Here is a 16,875-nt window from a genome sequence, read left to right on the forward strand (position 1 = left end):
GGACATGCGCGTTTCGCCGCGCGTGCGTTCCGGACTTGAACACGCCGCGTGGCGCGCTGGCGTCTCGACGGTAAGGCGCGCCCAAGAGCGCGCCGGCATTTCGTCCGCTTACTTGGTGGCTGCGACCTTCGTTGCGTCCGGCGCCGTGCGCGTGTCGACATCGACGACGACACTCAGACCCGCACGCAGGTGACCTTCCGCCAGCACCTCGGCCGGCAGCGTGATGCGCACCGGCACACGCTGGATCACCTTGGTGAAATTGCCGGTGGCGTTTTCGGCCGGCAGCAGCGAAAAGACCGAGCCGGAGGCCGGCGAGATCGAGGCGACCGTGCCTTCGATCGCGTGATCCTCATAGGCATCGACATGGACCTTCACCTTGGAGCCCGGCACCAGATGGGCGATCTGGGTCTCCTTGAAGTTGGCATCGATATAGAGCTGGTCGACCGGAACAAGCGCTGCAAGCCGCTGGCCGGCGGAAACCAGGTCGCCGACCTGAACTGCGACGTTGCCGACGATGCCGTCATAGGGCGCCTTCAGAACGGTAAAACCGAGGTCGCGGTTGGCCTTGTCGCGGGCAAGCTCGAGCGAGCGGATTTCACTTTCGGCTTCGGTACGCTGCGCCTCGAGCACGGTGATGCTCGCATTGGCGGCGGCGATATTGGCGTCAGCCCCGGAAAGGTTTGCCCGCGCCTGGTCGAGCGCCACATCGGCATTGTCAAGCGAAGCGACGGTGCCGACGGCCTTGGACTGGAGGTCGCTTGCGCGCTTCTGCGCAAGTTCGGCGCCGCGCACCGTCGCTTCGAGAGCCTTCTTCTGTGCTTCGGTCTGGGCAAGACTTGCCTTGGCACCAGCGATCTGCGCGTCGAAACGGCTGAGTGCCAGCTTCTGGGTGGCGATCTTCGCTTCGGCCTGCTCGGCGGCTATGCGGTAGTCGCCGTCGTCGAGGGTAACGAGCGGGTCGCCGGCCTTTACCTTCTGGTTGGCAACGACGTCGACCTTGGCGACATAGCCGGAAACCTTCGGCGAGATCGTCGCGATGTCGCCTTCGATATAGGCGTCATCGGTCGAGACCATGAAGCGGCCATTGGTCCACCAGTCGTAGCCGAACCAGCCACCGGCGGCCAGAAGGGCCAGACCGAGCACGGGAACGATGGGCTTGCGCGCCTTTTTCGGCGGCTGCGCCGTTTCTGCGGGAGCCTGGACGGCGGCCTGCTCCGCGGCGGGCGCCTTTGCCTCAAGCGCGGTTTCCTGCTGCACTTCAAAATTCTCGTCAACGGGACGGACGCGAGCAGCGCTGGATGTGTTGGATGCGGACATTGGGCACCGGCCTGGTTAAAGATTGCTGAACGAACTGAACCGTTCGGTTCGATTGGAACTTGACATAAGCCCTTTCCCGTCGCATATCAAGAGGAAATCGAACCGCGTGGTTCGACGACAAAGATTTAATGCAAGCAGGACGGAAACAAACGACCACCATGAGCGCGGTGAAGACCGGAACACAGGACGTGATCCAGCCGACTGTCGGCCTGGATGAAGATCTTTCTTCGGGGGGCGGCCGCCACGCCGCCGGCGAGGACCCGGCCAAGCGCGAGCAGATCCTCGAAGGCGCAAGGCGTGCCTTCCTGAGCCAGGGCTTCGACGCCGCCAGCATGAACGACATCACCCGCGAGGCCGGCGTTTCGAAGGGCACCCTCTACGTCTATTTCGAAAACAAGGAAGACCTGTTCAAGGCGCTGATCATCAAGGGCAAGACCCGGGTGGTCCAGACTGCCAAGCACGCGCTCAACGATCACGACGACGTCGAGGAGTCACTCTACGATTTCGGCGTGACGCTGACGACCAGCATGACCTCCGAAGAAACCATCCGTTCCATGCGCATGGTGATCGGCGTGATCGACCGCATGCCGCATCTGGCCGAGCGCTTCTTCAGCGAGGCGCCCGAGAACGGCTACACCGTGCTCAAGGCCTATCTCGACCGCCAGGTTCCAACCGGTGTTCTCGACATCGACAATACCGAGATCGCTGCCCGCCAGTTCATCGAGATGGCACAGGCCGGGCTCTTCAAGCACCGGCTTTTCGGCGGCATGTGCTCCGCCCCGCCGCGCGAGCAGATCGAGGCGACGGTGACCGCCGCCGTCCGCGTCTTCATGTCCGCCTACGGACCAAAGCAACAGGTCGGCTGACGCCGAACACTCCCGACCGCCCGGGTGTTACAATCCAGCAATTGCGATCAAGCGCACCTTGCGGCAAGACCCTATCACCAGGGCACTGCCAAAGGAGTGATGATGAGTGCCATCGGACGGGCGGTCTGGTTCATCGAGAGCCATTTCGCAAAGGACATATCGCTGGATGAAATCGCCGGGGCCGCTGGCCTTTCGCGCTTCCATCTCTCGCGTGTTTTCGGGCTGGTCACGGGCCGCTCGATCAGCGCCTATATTCGCGGGCGGCGCCTCAGCGATGCCGCATACGCCCTGGCCGATGGCTCCCTCAGTATTCTTTCGGTAGCCCTCGAAGCGGGCTACAACTCGCACGAGGCTTTCACCCGCGCCTTTCGCGACCAGTTCGGCGTGACGCCCGAGACGGTGCGCAAGCAAAGGCACGTTCGAAACATCGAACTGATGGAGCCTTTAAGAATGGACGATACCCGCCTCTTGAAGATCGACCCGCCGCGCTTCGAAGACAGCCCGCCCCTGCTTCTGGCGGGCCTTTCGGAAACCTACGCCTATAGCCGCACCGAGGGCATCCCCTCGCTCTGGCAACGCTTCAACCGCCATTTCGGCAACATACCCGGCCAGAAGGGCGAAATCGCCTACGGTGTCTGCACCCAAAGCAATGGCGAGGCCGGAACCTTCCGCTACATGGCAGCCGCGGACGTCAGCGAAACCGACGAACTGCCCGACGGCTTTTCGACGCTGAAGCTGCCGAAGCAACGCTATGCGGTCTTCCTGCACCGTGGCCACATCTCCGCGATCGCCAAGACCGCGGACTATGTCTTCGGCACCTGGTTGCCCGAGTCCGGGCTTCAACACGGCGAAACGCCCGACCTCATCGAGCGCTACGACGAACGCTTCGACCCGCATTCGGGCATGGGCGTCGTCGAACTGTGGATTCCGATCAAATCGTAAACGGTAAAGCGCCGCCGCAAAGAGCGGCGGCGCTTGTCACGTCCGCGATGTTTCTTAAATACTTCCGGCGATTCTTGCGCGACGACGCGCCACCCAAAGAGAAAGATCGCCGATGCAGGACCTCCTGTTGCTTGCCCAAGACCCCGCCGCCTGGGTCGCCCTCGTCACCCTCGTGGTCATGGAGGTGGTTCTCGGCATCGACAACCTGATCTTCATTTCGATCCTCACCAACAAGCTGCCACCGGAGCATCGCGAAAAGGCCCGCCGCATCGGCATCGGCCTCGCCCTCGTCATGCGCCTTGCCCTGCTCGGAACGGTCGCCTGGATCGTCAAGCTGACGACGCCGGTGTTCGAAGCCTTCGGCCACGGCTTCTCGTGGAAGGACATGATCCTGATTGCCGGCGGTCTCTTCCTCGTCTGGAAGGCAACCAAGGAAATCCATCACAATGTCGATCCGAGCGATCACGGCGAGGACTTCATCGCCTCTTCGGCGATCAACAGCTTCGGCGCCGCGATCGGACAGATCCTGCTGCTCGACCTCGTCTTTTCCGTCGACAGCATCATCACTGCCGTCGGCATGACGCCGCATTTGCCTATCATGGTCATCGCCGTCGTTGCCGCGGTCACCGTGATGCTCGTCGCCGCCAATCCGCTCGCGAACTTCATCGAGAAAAACCCGACGATCGTGATGCTGGCGCTCGCCTTCCTCCTGATGATCGGCACGACGCTGATTGCCGAAGGCATGGGCCTGCATGTGCCGAAGGGCTACATCTACGCCGCCATGGCCTTTTCGGCTCTCGTCGAAATCCTCAACATGGTCGCGCGCAATGCGCGGCTCAGGAAGGCAGGCAAGCTCAACTGACAGGTTGCTGCCACGACGGCTTCATCGCGAAAAGGCCCGCATCGAGGATGCGGGCCTTCTTGCTTGCGGGAGTTCACGAAGGCGCGGAGCCGGACGGACCGGCCGTCAACCGCGAGCCTTCAGCGAAAACCAGGATCGCTCCTCCTTTTCGCTGAGCCATGCCGGTAGCCCGGCCCCACGCCTTCTGATTGGACAACGCATCGCCTGAAGAAACGTTCCGCCCGCCCTTCGCTCCAGTTCAGACGTCTGCGCGATGACCGACTTCGACCAGTATGTTGCCGGGAATGACCGCATAGAAGACGTAGGCGCCATGCCGGTCCTCTGGCGCGATCACCTCGATGCCGGATCCACGCACCCTCCGGTAGACGTCGTCGACCTCGGCCCGCGCCGGCAGCAGGAAGCCGATATGATAGGTTTGAGTGTTGAGGCTCACCTGGTCGCCGCCGCCAAGTGCGGCGATCGGCGGGCTGACGACGAGCACCAGACCGGAACCGTCCGTCAAGCGATAGAAAGCGTCCTTGCCGCGCTTTTCGACCAGCGTCAGGCCGAAGTGATCGATAAGGAAGGAAGCCGTTTCGGCAACGACAGGGCTATAGAGATCGATATGATTCAGTCGCATGTTTGCAGTCTCCGTGTTCGAGAAACGCGGCGGACTGCGTCGATTGCATACACCCCGCCGCGGACCGATGCGATGGCATCGGAACCACGTCGTGGGTTCGAACGGGACGTTCGAGCAGAGCTTCGCAGGCCATGAGCGGCTGCGAAGGGACCGGGCTTACCTTATCCGGTCCTGCCTTTTTCGACGCGCTCTGCTTACCGCATAACGGCCAAGGACGGAAGATGGCTAGCGATCAGTTCTTCCCGGCATCCGGATCGATGCGCTGCAGGTCCTGAAGATAGGCGTCCAAACGGTCGAACTTCTGTTCCCAGAAGCGACGGTAGCTGTCGAGCCAAATGTTGACGTCCTTCAGCGGTGCAGCCTCGAGCCGGCATGGGCGCCATTGCGCTTCGCGGCCGCGGCTGATCAGCCCGGCGCGCTCGAGAACCTTGAGATGCTTGGAAACTGCCGGCAGGCTCATTTCGAACGGTTCCGCCAGTTCGCCGACAGACGCCTCTCCGAGGGCGAGACGGGCGAGGATCGCCCTTCGCGTTGGGTCGGCCAGGGCTGAAAGCGTCGTCGACAAGCGATCTTCCGGCATTTTCTAAAAAACCTTTCAGTTAAATAACCTTTCGGTTCATTATCGCTCAGGGCAGGCAGTGTCAACAAAAACCGGCGTGATCCACTTTCCGTTGACATGACCGGTGTTCTATGGTCTCACGCGAGCCGACTGGAATAGCCTGCCGATACCGCTGTTGCGGCACCCTTGCGGGCCTTTCCTTCCCATAAAATGCGCGCCCCGGCGGTCGGATTTCTTTTCCGGCAAGGGGCGAAAAGCACGTCAGACGGGCAAAAGACCATGGCAAATTCAGCAGTCCGGGTACGCATCGCACCCTCTCCCACCGGCGAGCCGCATGTCGGCACCGCCTATATCGCTCTGTTCAACTACCTCTTCGCGAAGAAGCACGGCGGCGAATTCATCTTGCGCATCGAAGACACCGATGCGACCCGCTCGACGCCGGAGTTCGAACAGAAGGTGCTGGACGCGCTGAAATGGTGTGGGCTCGAATGGTCGGAAGGTCCTGATATCGGTGGTCCCTATGGCCCCTACCGCCAGAGCGACCGCAAGGACATGTATCGTCCTTACGTCGAGAAGATCGTCGAGAACGGCCACGGCTTCCGCTGCTTCTGCACGCCCGAGCGGCTCGAGCAGATGCGCGAGAGCCAGCGCGCCGCCGGCAAGCCCTCGAAATATGACGGCCTTTGCCTCCACCTCTCTGCCGAAGAAGTGACGTCGCGCGTTGCCGCCGGCGAGCCGCATGTCGTGCGCATGAAGATCCCGACCGAGGGCTCGTGCAAGTTCCATGACGGCGTCTATGGCGACGTCGAAATCCCGTGGGATGCCGTCGACATGCAGGTCCTGCTCAAAGCCGACGGCATGCCGACCTACCACATGGCCAACGTCGTCGACGACCACCTGATGAAGATCACCCACGTCGCCCGCGGCGAGGAGTGGCTGGCTTCCGTTCCGAAGCACATCCTGATCTACCGCTATCTCGGTCTCGAGCCGCCGGTCTTCATGCACCTGTCGCTGATGCGCAATGCCGACAAGTCGAAGCTGTCGAAGCGCAAGAACCCGACGTCGATCTCCTACTACACCGCCCTCGGCTACCTGCCGGAAGCGCTGATGAACTTCCTCGGCCTGTTCTTCATCCAGATCGCCGAAGGCGAGGAGCTGCTGACGATCGACGAGCTTGCGGCAAAGTTCGATCCGGAGAACCTGTCCAAGGCCGGTGCGATCTTCGACATCCAGAAGCTCGACTGGCTGAACGCCCGCTGGATCCGCGAAAAGCTCTCGGAAGACGAGTTCGCCGCCCGCGTCCTTGCCTGGGCGATGGAAAACGATCGCCTGAAGCAGGGCCTGAAGCTCAGCCAGTCGCGCATTTCGAAGCTCGGCGAACTGCCGGATCTCGCAAGCTTCCTGTTCAAATCCGACCTCGGCCTGCAGCCGGCAGCCTTTGCCGGCGTCAAGTCGACGCCCGAGGAACTGCTCGAAGTCCTCAACACCGTTCAGCCGGATCTTGAAAAGATCCTCGAATGGAACAAGGAATCGATCGAAGCCGAGCTGCGCGCTGTCGCCGATCGCATGGGCAAGAAGCTGAAGGTCATCGTGGCGCCGCTGTTCGTCGCGGTTTCCGGCTCGCAGCGCTCGCTGCCGCTGTTCGACAGCATGGAGATCCTCGGCCGCGCCGTGGTCCGCCAGCGCCTGAAGGTCGCGTCCCAGGTGGTCGCCTCCATGGTCGGCAGCGGAAAGTAAGGAGAGCACGATGAACGACAAGACCGAAACGACTGGCCTCTCCTCCGACGTCACGGAAGTGCGCGCACAGAAGCTGAAGCTGCTGCGCGAGCAGATCGCCGACGTCTATCCGGCGCATTTCCACCGGACGATGACCAACGCCGAGCTCACCGCCAAGTACGAAGGCCTGGAGCCGGACACCGAGACGCAGGACGTCGTCACCGTTGCCGGCCGCGTCTACTCCTCGCGCAACTCCGGCATGTTCATGGACATCCATGACGCGTCGGGCAAGATCCAGATCTTCAGCCACAAGGACGTCACGAGCGAGGAAGCCCGCGGGCTGCTGCCGATGATCGACATCGGCGACATCATCGGCGTCACCGGCGTTGTTCGCCGCACCAAGCGCGGCGAACTGACGATCAACGCGCAAGCGATCACCATGCTGACGAAGTCGCTGCTGCCGATGCCCGAGAAGTGGCACGGCCTCTCCGACATCGAGCTGCGCTATCGCAAGCGTCACCTCGACATCATGACCAACGAGGAATCGAAGCTGCGCTTCCAGCAGCGCAGCCGCATCGTTTCCGGCATCCGTCGCTTCATGGAAAACGACGGCTTCATGGAAGTCGAGACCCCGATGCTGCACTCGGTCTATGGCGGCGCCACCGCCGAGCCGTTCAAGACGCATCACAACACGCTGAAGCTCGACATGTACCTGCGCATCGCGCCGGAACTGTACCTGAAGCGCACGCTGGTTTCGGGCCTCACCGACAAGGTCTTCGAGATCAACCGCAACTTCCGCAACGAAGGCGTCTCCACCCGGCACAATCCGGAATTCACCATGATGGAGTGCTACTGGGCCTATGCCGACTACGAGGACATCATGGACCTCGTGGAGCGTATGTTCGGCGAGCTGGCCATGGCGATCCACGGTTCGACCGAATTTGCCTATGGCGACAAGGAGATCTCCTTCAAGGGTCCGTTCCGCCGCGTGCCGATGCCCGATGCCGTCAAGGAAGCGACCGGCATCGACTTCCTGGCGATAAAGACCGACGAGGAAGCCCGCAACGCCGCCAAGGCCGCCGGCTTCGAGGTCGAAAAGGACTGGACCTGGGGCGAGTGCCTCGCTTTCGTCTTCGAAGAGAAGGTCGAGCCGACGCTGATCCAGCCGTCCCACGTCACGCATTTCCCGAAGGACATCTCGCCCTTTGCCAAGGAAGTGCCGGGCGAGCCGCGCCTCGTCGAGCGTTTCGAGACCTATTGCAACGCCTGGGAACTCGGCAACGCCTTCTCCGAGCTCAACGATCCGGAAGAGCAGCGCGCCCGCATGGTCGAGCAGCTGGAACAGGCGCATGCACGCGGCGAAAAGGCCAAGCAGCTTGACGACGAGTTCCTCGACGCCATCGACCAGGGCATGCCGCCGGCCGGCGGCCTCGGCATCGGCGTCGACCGCCTGATCATGCTTCTGACCAACGCGCCGTCGATCCGCGACGTCATCCTCTTCCCGGCACGCCGCCAGAAGGCCGACTGACCAAAGGTCGCATTGCCACGAACACGAAGGCCCGCCGCATACGCGTCGGGCCTTTTTATTTTATGATGATGATCCGGCGTCTCGGCCCCGGCCTGGTCTCAGTGACCGGCCGGCGCCTCGGCCGTCTCCTCCGGCTTGGCCTCGTGTTCGGCACCGCCTGCTTCGGCGGTCTTGGCTTCGGCCGGATCCGCGGATGGATCGATGCACGACGAGTGGTCGTCCATGGCCGCCATCATGGTGCGGATATCGTCCATCGACAGATCGACTGTCTTGCCATGGAAGACGCCGGCGGAATTCGCCGTGCCGGCATTATAGGAAGCGCGGAAGGTTTCGCTCATGCCAGGCACGCTTTGCGGGCCGGGAGCGAAGAGCACTTCCGCCCCGATTGCAGCTCCGCGAACCTGTGCCCGATCCTCCGGGCCGGCCGCATCGAGCACGACGACCTGATAGAGATCGGCTCTTTCAACCTTCGCCAGCGCGCCGACCACGCGCAGAGCCGTGCGCATACGCGTCTCGCCATCGGCGCGATCTGTCTTGACGTGCATGCGGATCCAGCGCTGGCCATTGTGGCTGAGCTTGACGGTCCGCAGCATCGTGCATTCGAGACCCGATGTGTTCGGCTTGGAAAGCCCCGCCATCAGAGCGTCTCGGCTGACATAGACGGCGGCGCCGCCGGATGCGGCCGAAACACCGAAGGCGGCCGCGAGGATGACGAGCAGCCTCTTCGAAGGCCGAAACTTGCCGAGGATAGCCTTCACGAGGGACTCCGCCGTCATACCCAGGAATTGCAGAATAAGCCCCAAAGGGCACGCCTCAACATTAGGCGCGCCACCTTTCGGAAAGTTTAAGCTGCTGCTGCGGACATGAGCCACGGAGTCGGCCTGCAAGGCCTCCGAAAACTGGCAAAGCGGCACGCACCCGGTTACCCGCTTGCACGCCGCTATTACCCGTTGGCTTGATCAATCGATCGCGATGTCCACGCGGTTGCGACATTCGCGGTAGGGCGAAACATGCACGTTGCCGGAGGCATCCACCCACCGCCGGTTTTCAACGCAATAGGCCCCTGACTTCGTGAGGATCACCTTCGGACGCCGACGGCTGTAGTTGTCGTTGCCATGCGTGAAGGAGCCGACGCCGGAATACCAATCGCTGCTGTCGGACGAGCTGTGCCCGCTACCGCCGCCACCGCCACCGCGGCCCTTGCCGCCGGCGCTTTGGGCAAAGGAGGGAGCGGCAAACGCGGTCGCCGCGGTGATGACGATCATGGAAACGAGTACCAGCCTATGCATGACATGACCTCCCGGTTGACACTGGATGGGCCGTTCCCATCCATGCGAAGGAGCTTGCCATGCCCGCCCGCGCAGCGATGTTCCCACGGAAACCGGCCAGGAACGCGCTCAGCCTCGATTAAGGCGGCCGGCGGGGAGATTGACTTTCACAGCCATCTTGCCTCCATTGCGGGCCGTCAAACACAAGAACAAGAAAAGAAGAACGAAAATGCACAAAGTCATCTTTGATACGGACCCGGGCATCGACGATGCGATGGCGCTGCTTTTCCTGCATCGTCATCCGGCCATCGACCTGATCGGCATCACCACCGTCTTCGGCAATGCCTCGGTCGAAACCACCACCCGCAATGCGCTGTTCCTGAAGCGTGAGTGGGGCATCGATGCACCGGTCGCCAAGGGTCTCGACAAGACCTTCAATCCCGACCGTCCGCATGTGGGCTGGCCGACCTTCATCCATGGCGACGACGGCCTCGGCAACATCGATGTCCCCGAGACCGTCGATCTGCCGATCGACCCGCGCCCGGCGCATCGCTTCATCATCGACACGGTCCGCGCCCATCCCGGCGAAGTGACGCTGATCGCCGTTGGCCGCATGACCAACCTGGCACTGGCGCTGCGCGAGGATCCGGATTTTGCCGCACTCGTGCGCGAAGTCGTCATCATGGGCGGCGCCTTCGACGTCAACGGCAACATCACCCCTGCCGCCGAAGCCAACATTCACGGTGATCCGGAAGCCGCCGATGTCGTGATGACCGCTGCGTGGCCGGTTACCGTCGTCGGTCTCGACGTCACCACCAAGACGGTGATGACCAAGGCGATGATCGCCGACATTGCCGAGCGCGGCGGCGACGCCGGCAAGCTGCTTGCTGACATCTCGAAGTTCTACGTCACCTTCTACGAGCAGCACGTGCCCGATGGCATGGTGGTGCATGACAGCTGCGCCTGCGCCTATGTCGTGGCGCCTGAACTCTTCACCGTCCGAAGCGGGTCGATCCGCGTCGTCTGCGGTGGCATCTCGGACGGCCAGACGATCCAGAGACCCGACAACCGGCTTTTCCCGCCGAGCCCGTGGGACAATCTGCCGAGCCAGAAGGCCTGCATCGATATCGATGCCGCCCGCACGCTGAAGCTGATCAGCGACACGCTTGTCCTGAACGGCTGAACCTCATCGAAGCGCGACCGATGTTGTGCCTTGAAAAACTTGAACAAGATGGCTGGCGGACGCGTGTTCGCCGGCTATCTTTATGTCCATGAAACCGGACGCCCTGCTCTATCCCGCCCCCAAGGGTCTCTACTGCCAGATCGGCGATTTCTTCATCGACCCGGTGCAGCCGGTCGAAAGGGCGCTCATTACCCATGGCCATTCCGACCATGCCCGCGCCGGCCATGGCCAGGTGCTTGCCACGCGCGAAACCCTGGACATCATGCGCATTCGCTACGGCGACGGTTTCTGCGGCACGAGCCAGTCGGTGGAACTTGGGGAAAGGCTGACGCTTGATGGTGTCGAGGTGGGCTTCCATCCCGCGGGCCACGTGCTCGGCTCGGCACAGATCTCGGTGCGTGCCAACGGCACCCGCATCGTCATATCCGGAGACTACAAACGCCGGCGGGACCCGACCTGCGCCGGCTTCGAGCCGGTCGCCTGCGACGTCTTCATCACCGAGGCAACCTTCGGCCTGCCGGTCTTCCACCACCCGGACGACCGGGCCGAGACGCGCAAGCTGCTTACCTCGCTCACCCAGTTTCCAGAAAGGACGCACGTCGTCGGCGCCTATGCGCTCGGCAAGGCGCAGCGCGTCATCGCGCTCCTGCGCGAAGCGGGCTACCACCAGCCGATCTTCATCCACGGCGCCCTGCAGCGGCTCTGCGACTACTACCAGAGCCAGGGCATCGACCTCGGCGAACTCCGTCCGGCAACACTTGCCGCCGACGACAAACAGGATTTCAGAGGGACGATCGTGATCGGTCCGCCCGCCGCCTTCGCCGATCGCTGGTCCCGGCGCTTTGCCGACCCGATCGCCATCTTCGCCTCCGGCTGGATGCTGATCCGGCAAAGGGCGAAGCAGCGCGGCGTCGAGCTGCCGCTCGTCATCTCCGATCATTGCGACTGGGCCGAGCTCACGCAGACGATCACCGAGATCGCTCCCGGCGAAGTCTGGGTCACGCACGGCCGCGAAGAAGCACTTGTGCGCTGGTGCGAGCTGCAAGGCATCGCCGCTCGCCCGCTGCATCTCGTCGGTTACGACGACGAGGGAGAGTAACGGATGCACGCCTTTGCCGAGCTGCTCGATCGCCTCGTCCTCAGCCCCCAGCGCAACGCCAAGATCCGCCTGCTTGCCGACTACTTCCGGACCGCACCGGACCCGAGCCGCGGCTACGCGCTTGCGGCAATCGCCGGCACGCTATCGCTGAGCACGGTCAAGCCGGCGATGATCCGAGACCTGCTGCTCGAACGCATGGACGCGGTGCTCTTCCGGTACTCCTACGACTATGTCGGCGACCTCGCCGAAACGGTCTCTCTGGTCTGGGAACCGCCGGCTGGTACCGTTCATTCCGACATACCGCTGGGTGCCGCCATCGAGCGCCTGCAGATGACCGGACGCGCCGACGTGCGCGGCGTCGTGCGCGATATGCTCGACCATCTGGACACTTCGGCACGCTTCGCCTTCCTCAAGCTGGTAACCGGGGGCCTCAGGATCGGCGTATCGGCGAAGCTCGCCAAACAGGCGCTTGCCGAAATGGGTGGCAAGGACGTCGCCGAGATCGAGACGCTCTGGCACGGTCTGTCGCCGCCCTATCTGCCGCTCTTCCGCTGGCTGTCAGGAGAGGCGGAGAAGCCCGAGCTTTCGACGCCGGCGGTCTTCCATTCGGTGATGCTTGCCAACCCCGTCGGTGACGGCGATCTCGACGCGCTCGACCCCAAGGATTTCGCGGCCGAATGGAAGTGGGATGGGATCCGCGTGCAGCTTGCAAATATCGGCGGTGTGCGTCGCCTCTATTCCCGCAGCGGCGACGAGATTTCGGGCGCCTTTCCCGATGTGCTCGGAGCCGCCGACTTCGCCGGCGTCATCGACGGTGAGCTGCTGGTCGGCGGCACGGCGCGTACCAATCGCGCGACCAGAAGCTTCGCCGATCTGCAGCAGCGGCTCAACCGCAAGACGGTCAGCCACAAGCTCATTGATGCCTATCCCGCCTTCATCCGCGCCTATGACATTCTGTTTGCCGGAGAAGAGGACGTTCGCCCGCAAGGCTTCGTCACAAGACGAGTCATGCTTGCCGATCTTGTGGAAAGCACCTCGCCACAGCATTTCGACCTGTCGCCGCTGGTGCCATTCTCCACCTGGGACGAACTCGACCACTTGCGCGCCGACCCACCCGATCCGGTCATCGAAGGCATCATGCTGAAGCGGCTCAATTCCCCCTACACGCCGGGCCGCATCAAAGGGCCATGGTTCAAATGGAAGCGCGCGCCCTTCAACATCGATGCCGTGCTGCTCTACGCGCAACGCGGCCACGGCAAACGCTCGAGCTACTACTCGGACTACACCTTCGGTGTCTGGACTGTCGCCGATGGCAAGGAGACACTGGTTCCGGTCGGCAAGGCCTATTTCGGCTTCACCGACGCCGAGCTGGAGGTTCTCGACCGGTTCGTCAGGGACAACACGACCGAGCGCTTCGGGCCGGTCCGGGCCGTGCGCGCCGAACCCGATTTCGGTTTCGTCGTCGAGGTCGCGTTCGAAGGCATCAACCGCTCGACCCGGCACAAATCCGGTGTCGCCATGCGTTTCCCCCGCATTGCCCGCCTGAGACAGGACAAGCTGCCGCGCGACGCCGATCGCCTGGAGACGCTGCAGGCCATGATCGAAGCCAGGGACGGTGCCTAGCCCCGCGACAATCACCCGGATATCTCGGAACACCGGCTAAGGCTAAGCGTTGGGAGGGGACTAGCAACCGAAAGGTGGTGTTCCATGCCAGCCAAATCGAAGGTTCAACAGAAGGCAGCCGGTGCGGCGCTTGCCGCAAAACGCGGAGAGACCAAGAAGTCCGGTCTCAAGGGCGCGTCCCGCGAAATGGAAAAATCCATGACGGAAGGCGAACTCAAGGAACTCGCCGAGACCAAGCGCAAGAGCCTACCGGAGCGCAAGGGCGGTTGAGTGCGAAAACTCGAATAAAAGAACCGACTAAAACAATAATTATTAAGACCCTTTTGGGATTATCTCGGTCGATACACAGCCATTCGCGTGCCGCCGGGGTGATTTGTGCCTGCCAGACATGCTTTCAACCTCGGAATGAAGAGGCTCTCCAGGGTTTTAACGCCAAGCTACCTTCCGGCGATCATCGCGGCTTTCGTGGTCCTGGTGGCCGGCATCCTCGCAGACAATCAGAACCAGGTGGTGGCCGAGGCGCGTTTGCGCACACGGGTCGCCGAAGAGCTCAATCCCATCCGCTCCAAGCTCGAAGCCAACGTCAACGGCAATATCCAGCTGGTGCGCGGCTTGATCGGCACGCTCGTCACCGAGCCGGGCATGGATCAGAAGCGCTTCGCCGCCCTTTCGCGCAGCATCTTTACCGAACGCTCGCAACTGCGCAGCATCGCTGCCGCGCCGAACCTCGTCGTCTCGCTCGTCTACCCGCTCAAGGGAAATGAGAAGGCCCTGGGGCTCGATTACCGCAAGAACGAGTTGCAGCGCGCTGCCGTCATGCGCGTCAAGAACACCAGACAGATGGTGCTTGCCGGCCCCGTGGACCTCGTCCAGGGCGGACGTGGGTTGATCGGCCGCTTCCCGGTAATGATCGACGCGGGCGGCGGCAGCAATCGCTTCTGGGGCATCGTCTCCGCCATCATCGACATCGATCGCCTCTATCGTGACAGCGGCCTCCATTCCGAACAGCCCGGCATCGATATCGCCATAGCCGGGCGCGACGGCACCGGCGCCGAAGGGCCGGTCTTCTTCGGCGACCCCGCGATCTTCAAGCACTCGCCCGTCGAGATGACCGTGCTGTTGCCAGGCGGCTCCTGGCGCATCGCAGCCGTTCCCCGGGGCGGCTGGCCGACGACGGCCGGCAATGCCTGGTTCATTCGCGGGCTGATCGTTCTCGGCGGCCTGATGATCATCCTGCCGATGGTGCTGACCGGGCGCCTGATGAGCGAGCGGCAGATGAACATCCGCGCGCTGAGACACAGCAAGGCGCAGCTGCAGGAGCTCTCCCACCGCCTGAAGATCGCGCTGGACTCCTCGCAGATCGGCATTTGGGAGCTGGACATTGCCAGTGGCAAGCTGCTTTGGGACGACCGGATGCGCGAACTCTACGGCCGCGTCGGCTCCGCCCGCGAGACCTATGAGGACTGGAGGAGTGCCCTTTATCCCGACGATCTCCAGCGCGCCGAAGGCGAGTTCGCTGAAGCACTCAAGACCGGCGACGCCTACAACTCGGACTTCCGCATCTCCCTCCCAGACGGCAATTTGCGCCACATTCGCGCGATCGGCTCCGCCTATATCGGCGCCGATGGCATGCGGAAGGTGGTCGGGGTCAACTGGGATGTGACCGCCGATTTCGAGACCCGCGAAACCCTGTTCGAAGCCAAGCGCATGGCCGAGGCACACAGCGTCGAACTCGAGGCTGCCCGTCATCGCATGGAGTTCAACGCCCTGCACGATCCGCTGACCGGCCTGCCGAACCGCCGGTTCCTCGATCAGGTCCTGGCCGAGCGCAACAGGCATTTCGCGCCGGAGGCTCGCCTGAGCATCTTCCACATGGATCTCGACCGGTTCAAGCAGATCAACGATACGCTCGGCCACGCCGCCGGCGACGAAATCCTGCGCCATGCCGCCGAGCTGCTGCGCGGCAATGCGGATGCCAGGGACTTCGTTGCCCGCATCGGCGGCGATGAATTCGTCATCGTTCGCCAGGATAGCGGGATAGAACCGGACGCCACGCTGGCATCCCGCATCATCGAGGCGATGAGCGTGCCCGTCCGCTACAAGGATCAGGAGTGCCGCATCGGCGTCAGCATCGGCATCGCTGCCCAGGCCAAGGCAACGGATGACCTGTCGCATGTGCTCGTCAATGCCGATATCGCGCTCTACGAAGCCAAGCGTCGCGGCCGCAACCGGCACGAGACCTTCACGGGCGAGTTGAAGACGGCCGTTTTCAAGACCAAGCAGACGGCCGACGAGATCCTTCGCGGGCTGGAGCACAACGAGTTCATCGCGCATTTCCAGCCGCAGTTCTGCCCGCGTACCCTCGACATAACAGGGGTCGAGGCGCTGGCCCGCTGGGATCATCCGTCCAAGGGACTGCTCGGGCCGCATACGTTCCTGAAGACGGCGGAAGACATCAATGTGGTCGCGTCGATCGACCAGGCTATCCTGGAACAGGCACTGTTCCAGATCTACCGCTGGGAGGCGGGCGGGATCCATATTCCCAAGGTCTCGGTCAACCTGTCCTATGCGCGTCTTCACGATGAAAACCTGATCGATCGTCTCGAACAATTGAAGATTCCCAAGGGCCGCCTGTCTTTCGAACTCCTGGAATCGATCTCCTTCGACGAGAGCGACGTGACCGTGCTTTCCAACATCCGCCGGATCAAGGAGCTCGGCATCGACATCGAGATCGACGATTTCGGCACCGGCTATGCCTCGATCCTGAGCCTTCTGAAACTGACCCCGCGACGGCTGAAAATCGACCGCCAGCTCGTGCTGCCGATCCTCGAGTCACCCGCTGAAAAGCGCCTCGTCGAATCGATCATCGATATCGGCACGTCGCTCGGGATCGAAGTGATCGCCGAGGGCGTCGAGACGCTGGAACACGCCCATATCCTGAAGGAACTCGGTTGCCACGGACTGCAGGGTTATGCCTTCGCGCGGCCGATGAACGCCAACGACCTCGCGACCTTCGCCTTCGAGCGCCGCTGGCTTGCGGCCTGAGAAGCACGCCGGCCTGCCGCAAAAAACACGGTGCGTGCATTTTTCGCACCGGTAAGGCTTGGCAGCTTTGTCGCGAATCGCCATAAAAACAATTGCCTGCCTCCACGATCTTGGGATCGGCAGCATCACCTGCGGCAGTCGCTGATGCGACCGCCCTTTCGGGCCTCTAGGGCGTCCCGCTTCAAGTGCAACCCACTGAAGCGGAAAAGATGCTCTAGATTCAACATCCTGGTGCGTCCCTTGTGCAA

General features: G+C 62.6%; 15 protein-coding genes. 10 read left to right on the forward strand and 5 right to left on the reverse strand.

Annotation, left to right across the window (positions count from 1 at the left end; translation table 11 throughout):
• Positions 1 to 108: 108 nt before the first annotated feature.
• Positions 109 to 1,317: an HlyD family secretion protein gene (locus PWG15_RS16175; RefSeq protein WP_275021530.1), complete on the reverse strand. Its 1,209-nt coding sequence runs from the start codon at positions 1,315 to 1,317 to the stop codon at positions 109 to 111.
• A 158-nt stretch (positions 1,318 to 1,475) separates the two neighbouring features.
• Here PWG15_RS16175 and PWG15_RS16180 point away from each other — a divergent pair, with 158 nt between their 5' ends.
• The 3 genes from PWG15_RS16180 (at position 1,476) to PWG15_RS16190 (ending at position 3,987) form a co-directional block, all read left to right on the forward strand.
• Positions 1,476 to 2,183, forward strand: a complete 708-nt coding sequence (locus PWG15_RS16180) for a TetR/AcrR family transcriptional regulator (protein WP_275021531.1) — start codon at positions 1,476 to 1,478, stop codon at positions 2,181 to 2,183.
• Between the two features lie 102 nt (positions 2,184 to 2,285).
• On the forward strand, positions 2,286 to 3,125 hold the full coding sequence (locus tag PWG15_RS16185) for an AraC family transcriptional regulator (protein WP_275021532.1): 840 nt from the start codon (positions 2,286 to 2,288) through the stop codon (positions 3,123 to 3,125).
• Positions 3,126 to 3,237: 112 nt separating this feature from the next.
• On the forward strand, positions 3,238 to 3,987 hold the full coding sequence (locus PWG15_RS16190; RefSeq protein ID WP_275021533.1) for a TerC family protein: 750 nt from the start codon (positions 3,238 to 3,240) through the stop codon (positions 3,985 to 3,987).
• Between the two features lie 238 nt (positions 3,988 to 4,225).
• Here the strand turns inward: PWG15_RS16190 and PWG15_RS16195 are convergent, their stop codons facing one another.
• Both PWG15_RS16195 and PWG15_RS16200 read right to left on the reverse strand, forming a co-directional pair.
• Entirely contained in the window at positions 4,226 to 4,606 is a 381-nt protein-coding gene (locus tag PWG15_RS16195; RefSeq protein ID WP_275021534.1) for a VOC family protein, read from the reverse strand.
• Positions 4,607 to 4,838: 232 nt separating this feature from the next.
• Positions 4,839 to 5,186, reverse strand: a complete 348-nt coding sequence (locus PWG15_RS16200; protein ID WP_275021535.1) for an ArsR/SmtB family transcription factor — start codon at positions 5,184 to 5,186, stop codon at positions 4,839 to 4,841.
• Between the two features lie 258 nt (positions 5,187 to 5,444).
• Here PWG15_RS16200 and gltX point away from each other — a divergent pair, with 258 nt between their 5' ends.
• Together gltX and lysS are read left to right on the forward strand one after the other, a co-directional pair.
• Positions 5,445 to 6,902, forward strand: a complete 1,458-nt coding sequence (gene gltX, locus PWG15_RS16205) for a glutamate--tRNA ligase (protein WP_275021536.1) — start codon at positions 5,445 to 5,447, stop codon at positions 6,900 to 6,902.
• Between the two features lie 10 nt (positions 6,903 to 6,912).
• A complete protein-coding gene (gene lysS / locus PWG15_RS16210; RefSeq protein ID WP_275021537.1) occupies positions 6,913 to 8,409 on the forward strand; it encodes a lysine--tRNA ligase in 1,497 nt (498 codons plus the stop codon).
• A gap of 98 nt (positions 8,410 to 8,507) precedes the next feature.
• On the opposite strand, the gene PWG15_RS16215 is transcribed toward lysS, so the two are convergent.
• Together PWG15_RS16215 and PWG15_RS16220 are read right to left on the reverse strand one after the other, a co-directional pair.
• Positions 8,508 to 9,167, reverse strand: a complete 660-nt coding sequence (locus PWG15_RS16215) for a hypothetical protein (RefSeq protein WP_275021539.1) — start codon at positions 9,165 to 9,167, stop codon at positions 8,508 to 8,510.
• 201 nt (positions 9,168 to 9,368) lie between these two features.
• Positions 9,369 to 9,698 carry a hypothetical protein gene (locus PWG15_RS16220; RefSeq protein WP_275021543.1) on the reverse strand — a complete coding sequence of 110 codons (330 nt, stop codon included), beginning with the start codon at positions 9,696 to 9,698 and terminating at the stop codon, positions 9,369 to 9,371.
• Positions 9,699 to 9,906: 208 nt separating this feature from the next.
• Between PWG15_RS16220 and PWG15_RS16225 the strand changes: the two genes are divergently transcribed.
• From PWG15_RS16225 to PWG15_RS16245, 5 genes are all read left to right on the forward strand, one after another.
• Positions 9,907 to 10,860: a nucleoside hydrolase gene (locus PWG15_RS16225; protein WP_275021545.1), complete on the forward strand. Its 954-nt coding sequence runs from the start codon at positions 9,907 to 9,909 to the stop codon at positions 10,858 to 10,860.
• Between the two features lie 88 nt (positions 10,861 to 10,948).
• A complete protein-coding gene (locus tag PWG15_RS16230; protein ID WP_275024440.1) occupies positions 10,949 to 11,959 on the forward strand; it encodes a ligase-associated DNA damage response exonuclease in 1,011 nt (336 codons plus the stop codon).
• A gap of 3 nt (positions 11,960 to 11,962) precedes the next feature.
• On the forward strand, positions 11,963 to 13,582 hold the full coding sequence (locus tag PWG15_RS16235) for a cisplatin damage response ATP-dependent DNA ligase (protein ID WP_275021546.1): 1,620 nt from the start codon (positions 11,963 to 11,965) through the stop codon (positions 13,580 to 13,582).
• A gap of 84 nt (positions 13,583 to 13,666) precedes the next feature.
• On the forward strand, positions 13,667 to 13,852 hold the full coding sequence (locus PWG15_RS16240; RefSeq protein ID WP_275021548.1) for a DUF3008 family protein: 186 nt from the start codon (positions 13,667 to 13,669) through the stop codon (positions 13,850 to 13,852).
• A 135-nt stretch (positions 13,853 to 13,987) separates the two neighbouring features.
• Positions 13,988 to 16,627: a bifunctional diguanylate cyclase/phosphodiesterase gene (locus PWG15_RS16245; RefSeq protein WP_275021550.1), complete on the forward strand. Its 2,640-nt coding sequence runs from the start codon at positions 13,988 to 13,990 to the stop codon at positions 16,625 to 16,627.
• Positions 16,628 to 16,875 lie beyond the last annotated feature (248 nt).

It is taken from the genome of Ensifer adhaerens, from assembly GCF_028993555.1.
Lineage (GTDB): Bacteria > Pseudomonadota > Alphaproteobacteria > Rhizobiales > Rhizobiaceae > Ensifer > Ensifer adhaerens_I.

Excerpts from the sequence above, each read along its gene's own strand:
- PWG15_RS16175 (WP_275021530.1), bottom strand. The coding sequence starts at position 1,317 with ATGTCCGCATCCAACACATCCAGCGCTGCTCGCGTCCGTCCCGTTGAC.
- PWG15_RS16180 (WP_275021531.1), top strand. The coding sequence starts at position 1,476 with ATGAGCGCGGTGAAGACCGGAACACAGGACGTGATCCAGCCGACTGTC.
- PWG15_RS16185 (WP_275021532.1), top strand. The coding sequence starts at position 2,286 with ATGAGTGCCATCGGACGGGCGGTCTGGTTCATCGAGAGCCATTTCGCA.
- PWG15_RS16190 (WP_275021533.1), top strand. The coding sequence starts at position 3,238 with ATGCAGGACCTCCTGTTGCTTGCCCAAGACCCCGCCGCCTGGGTCGCC.
- PWG15_RS16195 (WP_275021534.1), bottom strand. The coding sequence starts at position 4,606 with ATGCGACTGAATCATATCGATCTCTATAGCCCTGTCGTTGCCGAAACG.
- PWG15_RS16200 (WP_275021535.1), bottom strand. The coding sequence starts at position 5,186 with ATGCCGGAAGATCGCTTGTCGACGACGCTTTCAGCCCTGGCCGACCCA.
- gltX (WP_275021536.1), top strand. The coding sequence starts at position 5,445 with ATGGCAAATTCAGCAGTCCGGGTACGCATCGCACCCTCTCCCACCGGC.
- lysS (WP_275021537.1), top strand. The coding sequence starts at position 6,913 with ATGAACGACAAGACCGAAACGACTGGCCTCTCCTCCGACGTCACGGAA.
- PWG15_RS16220 (WP_275021543.1), bottom strand. The coding sequence starts at position 9,698 with ATGCATAGGCTGGTACTCGTTTCCATGATCGTCATCACCGCGGCGACC.
- PWG15_RS16225 (WP_275021545.1), top strand. The coding sequence starts at position 9,907 with ATGCACAAAGTCATCTTTGATACGGACCCGGGCATCGACGATGCGATG.
- PWG15_RS16230 (WP_275024440.1), top strand. The coding sequence starts at position 10,949 with ATGAAACCGGACGCCCTGCTCTATCCCGCCCCCAAGGGTCTCTACTGC.
- PWG15_RS16235 (WP_275021546.1), top strand. The coding sequence starts at position 11,963 with ATGCACGCCTTTGCCGAGCTGCTCGATCGCCTCGTCCTCAGCCCCCAG.
- PWG15_RS16240 (WP_275021548.1), top strand. The coding sequence starts at position 13,667 with ATGCCAGCCAAATCGAAGGTTCAACAGAAGGCAGCCGGTGCGGCGCTT.
- PWG15_RS16245 (WP_275021550.1), top strand. The coding sequence starts at position 13,988 with ATGAAGAGGCTCTCCAGGGTTTTAACGCCAAGCTACCTTCCGGCGATC.